General features: G+C 31.4%; 6 protein-coding genes and 2 pseudogenes. 2 read left to right on the forward strand and 6 right to left on the reverse strand.

Annotated features, from left to right (window positions below):
* Positions 1–102 precede the first annotated feature (102 nt).
* The 3 genes from RT41_RS09660 to RT41_RS09670 form a co-directional block, all read right to left on the reverse strand.
* Positions 103–1,710, reverse strand: a complete 1,608-nt coding sequence (locus RT41_RS09660; RefSeq protein WP_143467369.1) for a hypothetical protein — start codon at positions 1,708–1,710, stop codon at positions 103–105.
* Positions 1,711–1,942: 232 nt separating this feature from the next.
* Entirely contained in the window at positions 1,943–4,168 is a 2,226-nt protein-coding gene (locus RT41_RS09665) for a glycosyltransferase family 2 protein (protein ID WP_096819179.1), read from the reverse strand.
* A 4-nt stretch (positions 4,169–4,172) separates the two neighbouring features.
* Positions 4,173–5,225 (reverse strand): bifunctional glycosyltransferase family 2/GtrA family protein, encoded by a 1,053-nt coding sequence (locus RT41_RS09670; RefSeq protein WP_245811680.1) that lies wholly within the window; start codon positions 5,223–5,225, stop codon positions 4,173–4,175.
* Between the two features lie 563 nt (positions 5,226–5,788).
* Here RT41_RS09670 and RT41_RS09675 point away from each other — a divergent pair.
* On the forward strand, positions 5,789–6,844 hold the full coding sequence (locus tag RT41_RS09675) for a GGDEF domain-containing protein (protein ID WP_096819183.1): 1,056 nt from the start codon (positions 5,789–5,791) through the stop codon (positions 6,842–6,844).
* Positions 6,845–7,381: 537 nt separating this feature from the next.
* Here the strand turns inward: RT41_RS09675 and RT41_RS09680 are convergent.
* From RT41_RS09680 to RT41_RS09685, 3 genes and pseudogenes are all read right to left on the reverse strand, one after another.
* Positions 7,382–8,086 (reverse strand): EAL domain-containing protein, encoded by a 705-nt coding sequence (locus RT41_RS09680; protein ID WP_180752716.1) that lies wholly within the window; start codon positions 8,084–8,086, stop codon positions 7,382–7,384.
* Between the two features lie 141 nt (positions 8,087–8,227).
* Positions 8,228–8,449 (reverse strand): annotated as a pseudogene (locus tag RT41_RS10800) (integrase core domain-containing protein); the annotation flags it as partial.
* 24 nt (positions 8,450–8,473) lie between these two features.
* A pseudogene (locus RT41_RS09685) lies at positions 8,474–9,913 on the reverse strand (Y-family DNA polymerase); the annotation flags it as partial.
* Positions 9,914–10,461: 548 nt separating this feature from the next.
* Between RT41_RS09685 and RT41_RS09690 the strand changes: the two are divergent.
* Complete coding sequence (locus RT41_RS09690) at positions 10,462–10,704, forward strand: hypothetical protein (RefSeq protein WP_096819187.1); 243 nt, start codon at positions 10,462–10,464, stop codon at positions 10,702–10,704.
* Positions 10,705–11,250: the final 546 nt, after the last annotated feature.

The raw sequence follows: 11,250 nt of genomic DNA on the forward strand, positions 1-11,250 counted from the left end.
TTAATTGATGTAACAATCGTTACTAATTACCTTTATTTTACATCACTTGAATAGAAAATGCTTAATTCAAAATTTAGACGGATCTACCCATAAATAAATTTTTCATTTAGCTAAACTTTGTCCATTCTGATCTAATAAATATTTTGAGCTATAGAAGCCTGGTTTTAGATCTTTATGAAGGACTATAGAGCTCATTTTTACAAATGTATAGTGATCATCTAACAGTAATATATCATCGTAGTTACGGATAGTTTTTTTAAAATCATCACCAGACATGATAAAATCATATCGAACATCAACATTATTATTCCAAAGTTCGTATTTAGACAAATAAGATAAATAATAGCTTTCAACATCTGTTTTGTCAGCACTCACAACTAAGATTTTCCCTTTGGTAGTATTCTTATTTTTTATTAAATTGACTATTTTCTGCGAAAGAAGAGGCTGATTTTGTTTTAATTGAAAATTCATCCCGTTAACTTCAGACAAAGAACTTCCCGCAAAATAAAGCAAACAGGTATAACTTACTAGTTGATAGATTCTTTTGTTACGAAAATTTTTAAATGATGTATACCCTCTTTTATTAAGATTTTGTTCATAAAAATTTTTATCAAGTTCTCTAACTATAAAAATCGTTAATATGCCCGAAATAAAAATTAAAATACTAGAAGCATATCGCTCAAAACCCGCTAATCGGACAGCTTCATCTGTTGGCATTGCTAGTAAATACATTAATAGAAGACCAATATAATAGACGATTGTATAAAACACCGACAAAAAGAACACAAAAAAATTAAATTTCCATTTTTTAAATTTAATCCCATATAATAAAATAAAGAGGAGAAAACATAAGAAAATTAAAGCAAAGGATAAACTTGAGAAACTACTCCAAGAACAAATCCACTGAAAGAAATTATGACAAATTTTTAACATCTCTTTAGAAAGATTTCCATCAAGTATTTCAGACAATGTAGTAGATTTTACTTCATGCTTTGTATTTTCTAGCCCTTTAAAGGTACTTTTTACATGGATTACCCAAGTTTGGTACATTAAAAAGGGTGTTACACCGGTTAATAATATTATTAATAATCTTTGAATGAACTTTTTCTTATGAAAATTGTCACGAAAGACCACATAAAAATATATTACCAAAACTACCAAAACAAAAATTGTCGCGCTGGTTTTCACGAGCATAAGGACAGATAAAATCAATGAAACATAAAATGACTGACGCAATAAATGGCCTCGATAAGCGAATATTCCCGCAACTCCAGCTAAAGCCAATAATGGCAACAAAAAATCTACGAGGAGATTATTTGTTCGAATTGCTACATTAAAAAGACTAAACAAACCAAAGCTAGCAAAAAGTAGGGAAGAAGTCAGTAATCGACGGTCGTCTCTTAAAGTTGCAAATAAGCTGTATAGACAAGCTGCAATGATAATATACTGCCCCACGAGAAGCATGCCATCATGATACCCACCTATTTTACTAGCATAGTAAAGATAAATAGATGATCCGATGGGATAGGTGTTATAAGAAATAAGTTTATCCGAAATACCAGGTAAATGATTATCAAGAAAAAGAAATTTAACGATGGTTGCCCAATGAGTAAAATTATCATAATGGATAAGCTTTGCTTTCCACAAACTAGTAGCAAACAAGATGAAGTATAATAACATCCCGATTCCAATTAAATCGAATGAAGTCATTCTTAACCATTCATAGTTTTGCCGGGTAAGAAGTATAGATATAACAAATGAGAGCAGCCCCCCAATGAATAAAAACATAACCATTATAGGTAAAATGTGAAGAAAAGCGGATAAATATAGAAGAATAATTTGAACACAGATTACTTCTATGTAGCTAGTTCGTATATTTAGCTTAAACAAGTACCTTGACAAAAGGACATATCCATATAAAGAGATTAAGAAAAAGATCAACTTAATTAATAGCAATTTTGTCTCCCCACAATTTTAAATATAGTTGTTGCATTTCATTTGAATTAATATTGTTAAAGTTTACAATCTTATAAGTAACTTCATTTTTTAAAGTATTCTTCTTAAATTCGGAAAGAACAAGAGGTTGATCAAATAGAATAAGTGAAACATCTCCCCTCGAGGGAACATTAAATTTAAAACGACATGTCAATTGTTCATTACTAAATTTTGTAATCATTCCCTTTTCTTTTAAAATTTCAATGGGATAATTTACGTCAATTCTCGGATTAAGAAGAAACACCTTTTTAGTATTTTTCAATAACATATTTTTTCTTAGTTCCAAACGTCTAACAATATTTTCTGTTAAATCATCCATCACTGTTATCCATGCATTCCTATGGTCAGTCAAATACCCATTAGGACCACTAAAGACAAATTGTAAATATTTTCTTTTAATCTCTTCTGATGGTTGGGAAATTCTCATCCCATAAAGCCACTGATCATCTTTTTGAACAACTCTTATAACACGACAATCTATCAAAAAAGTCTCATCAATATTCTTTATTTCAATTGTGCACTTGTCTTTTATATACAAAGGGGGACTAGAAATAAATGATAGCCCATTTTCTGAAACATCATGAAGAGTAATGGGGTACCAAGTATCTAATAGTTTTACCCTTGCATTGTCATTAACCAAAAAACGTTCATCACTTCGATAAATTGGTCGACCTATAGTAACAAATATTGCGAAGGTTAGGTTAATAATATGGTGAATAAGCCAAAAACTAATGACTGATCCGTAAAATAGGGCCAATCCAAATTTATTCATATTAAATGTAATTAAACCATAAACTGATAGCACCCATAAGATGATATAGGGAAGAGCTAATTGATAATCCCAAGAAATATCTTCTTGTTGTTTTGAAGTCACTTTAAAACTTTTTTCTTTGATTCCCAAAAGTTCAAGGAGCAATGGGAAAACTAGGTAGGGAGAAAAAATAGTTTCGACAATTTCCCCCCATGTTTGACTACGATAATTGTCATTAACATCTGACATTGCAGATCGAGTTAATACATAAGATGGAAGCCAAAAAAATAGAAGTAACCAGACATTAGCAATCACTATTCTTATATGAAAGACCGTAAATAAAATTGGAGCAACGATATATAACAATCTCCTAAAAAAAGAACTCCAATATAAAAAGCCATTAATGTAAACAATTCTTTGTCCTAAAGTCAAATTTTTATTAAAAAATATATTTGTATTGTAACTACTCCGAATAACTCCCCTGCCCCATCGAATTCGTTGTTTGATGACGCTTCTTAAAGAGGTAGGAGTTAAGCCACTAGCCATAGGTTCTTCGGTTGAATAATTACTATAGCCTGCTATATTCATTCTAACGCCTAGCTCAAAATCTTCTGTGATAGTTTCTGTTGGGAAGCGACCTGCATCTTCTATGGCTTGTCGACTTAACAATGTATTTGAGCCTGTATAGACAGCTGCACCCCTAATATTATTTAATACATTAACACTTTTTGAAAAAAAGTCTTGCTCATTGGGAAGGTTTTCTTCTGAAAATAAATGAAATTGAAAAATATCTGCATTATAGAAACTTTGAGGTGTTTGAATAAGACCAATTTTACGTCCATCTTTTGATACACCATCTTTTAAAAAGTAGGGAACTGTTTCCATTAAAAAATTTTTAAAAGGGATCATATCAGCATCAAAAGTAGCTATATATGGAGAAGACGTTTTTGACAAGGCATTATTTAAATTACCTGATTTAGCTTGTTTATTATTATCCATACCCATATAACCAATTTTAAAATCATGAGCTAGTTTTTTCATGTTTGCTCTATTTGTATCATCACAAATGAAGATATGAATTTTACTTGGATCTGGATAAATTAGATTTACACAAGCATTAACTGTTTTATATACAATATTTTCATCTTCATTGTGAGTGGCAATAAAGATGTCAATGTCAGGGTATTGTAGCTCTGAGGGATTTGGCTTTTTCAGATGAAATTCTTTATTTTTGTTAAAAATCAAGACAAAGGCCGTAAATGATGATCCAACCTCACTAATCCATAATATAATACCAAAAATCCAAGCAAATGGGCTATCATGAAAAGGAATTGTGAAAAAAATACGCCAAGTTAAGTATGTTAATGTGCTCAAAAAAGAAATAAGAATGATTATTTTCGTTAAAAGTTTATTTTTTATCATTCATTTACTCCTTAAAAACAATATGCTTTTGGATATAGTAACTGAAAAAAAATAAAAATAAATCAGTTATTATTTTAAGAATAGTGAGATTTACTAAAGGAAGTATATTGGTTCCAAAAGTTATTAGCAAACTAGAAATGAAGACTTGAAGAACAACAAGGATAAAATATTTAATGATATTACGTTTTTTTGTTTTTTTAAATACTATTTTTTGGTTCATAGTATAGTTATAGAAAGCTGATATAACGCGAGCAACTATTGATGACAAAAATATTGAGTTAAAATTTTGATCTTTTAAAATGAACATTAATACAGTAAATATGACGATGTCTATAAAAAAAGAGGTAAGAGAAGAGATGATGAATTTCAGAAAAACATGATATATTCTCAATGAATCTTTGATTGGATCAAAATGAGAACTTTCATTTTTTTCTAGGTATATTGTTTCAATTGGGACTTCATAAATTTTTATCCCATTTTCTTTAGCATAAATTAACATATTCATTTCATATTCAAAACGTTCGCCCTCTAGATTCTCTAACTCACTAAAGTAAATGGAAGGAATGACTCGAAGTCCTGTTTGTGTATCACTAATGCTTAGCCCTGAAGCGGCAGAAAGGAAATTCCTTGTGAAAATATTGCCAAATTTACTTCTGAATGGAATTTTCCCAGAAAACATTCTAGATCCTAAGATAATCGGATTTTCATTTCCTTTTTGTTGGAATTCAACTATACATTTCCACATATCAGATACAGTGTGTTGACCATCCGAGTCAATAGTGACTGCGGCTTCAACATCTGGATAGTGATTTTGCAAAAATTTAAAAGCGGTCTTTAACGCTCTTCCCTTTCCTAAATTTTGTTGATGATTGATTATGGTAACGTTGTTATCTTTAGAAAGATTATCAAAGATTTTTTTATAACTTGGTCCGCTTCCGTCATTGACAATGATAAGAGGGCAATCGTTGGTTTGACTACTTTCCAAGATCATTTTCACCAGAGTTATTAGGTTTTCATTAGGTTCGTATGCGGGGATAATTATCGCAATTGTTTTCACTTTATTTCCATCCTTACTATTTATTGAATAATGCATGAATTAATTTTTTTATATTTCAAATTAACAGTCATAATTACTTTCCCCGTTATTATAACATAATACTTTCTCATATCTGTAGTTTTACTGAGTGAGTTTATAGGAAGAAATTTTTTGGGCCTCCAGCGAATTATTCACTGGCTTAAGTATTATTTGACTGCCATAGTTATTAAACTGCGGGATAGCCCCTGCCCTCATAGGATGTGCATACAAGAAATAAACTTTAAAAGTGAAAATGTGAAATGATACTTTAATTCAGAAGAATAGAAGTACTAAAGCTGATACATAATTCTAATTACTCAAATATTCTTATAGATATTTTCTTCAGAAAAAACAAATACATTTATCATTACTTTAAAATTAAATAATGATAGTGAATTAAAAATTTTCAATATTTTTATAACCCTCTACCTTTTATTTTAATAATATGATAAAATTATTTTAAACTATATGTACTCTATACGCTTTTTTATTGAAAAATTACCTTTTCGATACTAAAAATCGTACAAGACGAAAGATGTAACCTGATGAAGAACTTTTTAAAAATGATTGATAGAAAAGTACCATTGATTTATTTTTTTTTATCTTTAATTGAAATGATATTATTATTATTTTATATGTATGATGGTACTAAAATTGTAATTTATTTAACAATTTTAAATTTGATTTTTATTTACCTGTGGGGAGTTTCTCAGTATAAAATAAAAATTGATAAGAATAAAATTAATATTATTTCCTCAATAATGAACGATGTTGAACAAATAAATATCTATATTGTTGATCTTCAGATGAATTATTTAGCTCTTAGTAAGTCTGATATAAAATTTATGCAACATTATTTCAAGGTCACTCCTAAAGTCGGTCAAAACATGTCATCAATCCTATCTCAGGAACATTATTTGGAGACTAGAAAAAACTTTTTAAATGCAATTTATCATGGTCTTACTAGTCAAGTTGACCATTTTAAAGATGATGAATTAGAATTTCATACACTAAATTACTACACGCCATTGTATGATAAGAAGCACAAGCCGTACGCACTGCTTATTCACACAATTGACATTTCAGATGACATAATTCAGCAACAAAAGTCATATAAATTAATATATACCGATCCTTTAACAGGATTGTATAACCGAAGAAAACTTACCGAGTATTTTGAAGAAGAAGTGAAGAAAAGTGAAAAAGAAAAAGAATTTGCATTTGTACTCCTTGATATTGATGATTTTAAGCAAGTCAATGATCAATTAGGACACATTTGTGGAGATAAACTCATTATTAATTTTTCCTCACTTTTGACTAAATACTTTTCAGAAACTGGAATAATTTGCAGAATGGGTGGAGATGAGTTTTGCTTAATAACCGACTATACTGATACTGGAAATGATGTATTTTTGAAAAAAATAGAAATGTTAGAGTCAGAATTTTTCCCAAATAAAATTTCATACGGGACTGTAAAAATTAGTCATCCGATTACTGAGGGGTTTGATCATTTTTATAAAGAAGCAGATAGTAAGATGTATCAAATGAAAAGCAATAATAAAGAAGTAGCAAATAATCCAAAGCAAAAAAATCATTCTTAAAAAATGCATAGGCTTTTTGCCTTCAATCGTAAGCAAGTGGAATGCTTAAGGTCAACACATCTCTTTACAAACCTTTACTAAATTTGTGGATATTCTTATTGAATAAGATAATACGGTCAGAACTGTATGGTCCAATGGATTTCCCGCCTGGTCAAAATGCTCGATGCTTTTAGTGCCGTGTAGTTAAAATAAACATTGATGTACCGTACTTCGGATTTGTTTCCGCCTGCCAGGGAGGCTTATTTTCCGTAAGCTAGTCCCGATTGCCGGTCGGTTAGGTACGATTACGAGTGCTAAGAAGCTAATCGAATTACTTCTTTAAGAACATTTTGACTGGCATTTAAGTCTCTATCAGGATTAAGAATATCTTTAAAATCTTGATTGACTCGCCCTTCTAATATCTTCTGAACGATATGGGAAAGTCGCTGCTAGTCTCCCCCAAAAAAAATCCGCAAATGGAGCACCGTCCCAATTTTGCAGATTAAGTAGTATTTTTTTAAAGTCATGGATATTTAGAACTTCTCAAATTATAAAATATTAGTCCTTTCTTGCAAGAGGACATTTCTCAGAAGAATATAAATATCCTTGTAAAAAATCCGCCTGATAGCCGAATAGGTATTCTTCCATTTCCTTGTCTTCGACTTGTTCTATTACTATTTTTGTATTATATTGATGCGCAATACTAATAATTTTTTTTACGCAATTTTTTGATTTATTATCAAAAGAGTTTAAAGAAAATTTTATTCTATCAATCTGCCTTGCATTTAATACGAATAGATTTAAACAATTTACACCCTGCGTAATATCGTCCAAAGCAACGCAAAAATCTTTTGATTTCAAAAATAGAATGACTTTTTTAATATTATAATCGTGTTTAGATTTATGCTCGGTTAATTCAATAATGATTTGACTTGCATAGGGTTGCAAAGATTCTACGAAATCGTATGTTGCCTTATAATTCCATTGTATAGGATCTATATTAATTGAAAAAGTAACTTCTGAGTTTGCTTTTATTTTTTCCAACAATTTATAAGAAAACCAATTTAGAAAAGCTTCATTTTCTTCTTCATTTGAAGTGAAATTTTGGAATTCAAAATAGGGGAATTTTTTTGTGGAATGCTTACGTAACAAGACTTCAAACTCTCTGTACCGTTCATTTGGTAACGTGCCACGTTGGACAATCGGCTGATAATCTAAATAGTACAATAAGCTAAGTCGCTCATTTTGTTCTTTTGTATTCAAACTTCCCTCCAAATATTATACTTGCTCTACAACTTTTATTTTAACAATTTTTATTTTAACATTTTTTAATAAATATTTTGCTGATATTGGATTTGATTCAAGTATTTAGACAGATTATTGTAGAATCTGTTTTTTTATTTTTTAAGCTGATTTTTCAAACTCGTTTGGGGGTTGGTAACCAATTGAGCTATGAATGCGATTTTGATTGTACTAGCCTTCAATGTAGCTAAAAAGTGCCCGCTTGGCTGCCTCAAAATCTGGATAAGTGGTCTGATAGACCTCCTCCTTTTTGAGTGAAGCGTGAAAGGATTCAATGGCTGAATTGTCATTAGGATAGCCCTTTAGACTGTAAGAATGGCGGATACCAAGTTCATTGAGGCGTTTTTCAGCAGCATGGCCACCAATCATTTTGTTACGTGCAATTGTGGTCGGACCTTTGGTCAAAGAACTTGCCCGCTTGATTGATGCAAAATCAAACTTATCTCTTATGTCATCAATGACTTTTTGAATTTTGTCCTCTTTGTCAACATTTCTTGGTTTATCATTAACGTCGTCTGAAAACATATCAAACAAAGAAAGTTGTTGAACATGCTCGCTGGATAAGTCACCTACACCTACGCCCACCTGGCGAACTGCACCTGATTTATATTTTTTTCTGAAAATAGAAATAAACTCATCTTGGAGCACAAACGTTTTTTGAGTAGGTTCAATCTTCTGACTGACGTGAATAGGAGACTGATGTGATTGATAAGAGAAGGAGATGAGCAAACTAATCGAACCTGCTAATTTCTCTCCCTTTCTCAATCGAATCGCGAACTTCTCAGCCATCTCTCGAATAATAAGCTCAATCTCATTCACTTTTGTGTAATCACGAGGAAGTATCTGACTGTTTGAAAACGAACTCGATTTTCTCACATGTTTTTCTTTAACAAAGGTTTCATCTACACCATTGGCATGAAAAAATTCTTGCAAACCTATGAGACCCATTTTCGACTTTATCAAATTTGGATTTGCTAAAGCAAGTTCCTTAACCGTATGAATTCCCAACTTGTTAAATTGTTTTTCTAATCCTTTACCAATCCCCCAAAAATCTGTCATCTTAGGAATTGACCAGACTTTTTCAGGAACGTCCTCATACCTAATTAATGACCGCATTGTAGGTGTATGCTTAGCATAGTTGTCCATCGCAATTTTAGCGAGCAATGGATTATCACCCATTCCGACAGTAATGTATAAGCCCAAAGTCTCTAAAACTTCTTTCTGAAGTTTCTGAGCCATTAAATCCATTTGTTTGTATCTGTCTTTTTCTGTTGGAAAAAACAAATCCAATGATTCGGTTACATCCAAAAATGACTCATCTATTGAATAGGAGTGAATTTCCTCAGCAGAGGTATAATGCTGCAATATGCGATTCATTCGAAGGTTATAGTCAATATAGAGTGCCATTTGAGGTGGCACAATGTATGTCCTTTTTGCCCAACTTTCAACGAATGCCACATGTTGTATCGTAGGTTCTGTTTTCTGACCATTGATGTCCGTATGCTTTTTATACCAGGCAGCATAATTGAATTTTCGACTTTCAATCAAAAATGGAAAATCTCTTGCACGTCCAACATTAGACTGCCCAAAAACCTCCTTAAATTTCGGACTGGATGCCAAAGTTAAACCATACGAATTATCTGCTCTGCTCATCACACAAAGTGAAGTCTCCAATGGAGGTAGGCCTCTTTAGACACACTCAATAGAAGCGTAGTTCGACTTAACATCCTCGAAAAGGATTGCTCGTCGTGGCTCTAAGTCATAATTAATATACCCTTGTTTGTTCATTACCTCTATTATACTTAAAAAATGGGAAATATTTCCATAAAAAAAGCCTCGTGTTTTACAATACGAGACTTTTTCCATTTTGATCCTTCATTTAAGACTGTTTGTAAAGGGGGTTACAAAATAGATAAATCAAAATGAATTTAAAAGGAGTTTTTTTAGCGTGTTATTCCTTATCACATTAGAAAATTCTAATGATAGCGCTATTATAACACAAGACATGGAACCAAAAGTAACAATCTGTTGAAATACATATTAAAAGTATATGCCAATTATAACCTATTTGACAGTTTTGTTATAAAAAAGTATAATCTATTCTCAAAAGGAGAAAATATGGATAGAACTTATGATAAGTGCGATTCCTGCGGGAATTTATTCCATTGGAAAATAGTTTTATCAAATCAAAAAAAGGTTAGACAAAGGCGAATCATTTGTCCGCATTGCGACAAAATGGTCGATGTTATTTTTACAAGTGGGAAAATTGAAACATCATTTTAATTGGTAAGGAATTGGATTGTGAAGACAACGGTCGTCCAAGACTAGATGGTAATATGAATTTCATTTGGGAAGGTCTTGAGGAGAGTAAATACACGAAAAAACTTCCTGCAAAAGTAAAAGAAGTGGCCAAAACTGATGAAGCAGAAATTGTTGATATCATTGGAACATTTGAATTTTCGGATGACGGTACAATGGATCTCTTTGCTTTTGACGACTACACTGAACCACAAAAATTTACCACCTTATTTGATGAGCCTATCGTTCAAGAAGCAGCTACAATGAGCTGTTCAGCGTAAAATAAAAGCCTCCAAATAGGAGGCTTTTATTTTTGAAAATTTAAATCATAAAATTGCATCTAATATAGCACTCCTTTGAATGCTATATTAGCAAGTACCATTTGACATCAATCAGCCTACTACGATATAATAGATATTGCGCTAGCAAGTACCATGTAGCCGATTAAAAGTCGGTGGCAGTATAATGTTCTAAGAAACGTTTACTCAGTCAAAGTACAGACGGTTTTTATTTTTTTTTGTGATTTTTCAATCAACAAGAAAATAAATTATCGGTACAAAATACTATGTTAACAGGTACATATCGTTCTTCCATGTACCTATATCAGAAAATTATATGAAGGTAATAGTAAGTCAAAGTAAATTTCGTCTGACAAGGAATAAGCAAGTTAAATTTGACAACAAGCATCTTATTACGATATAATAGGGGTAAATAAAAAGGACTTGCTCTAACAAGTCCAATGTAGCCGATTAAAAGTCGGTGGCAGAATAATGTTCTAAGAACCGTTAACCTACCAAAGATATGTAGTGACCCCCAAAATATAGACT

This window comes from Lactococcus fujiensis JCM 16395 (genome assembly GCF_002441655.1).
GTDB lineage: Bacteria > Bacillota > Bacilli > Lactobacillales > Streptococcaceae > Lactococcus > Lactococcus fujiensis.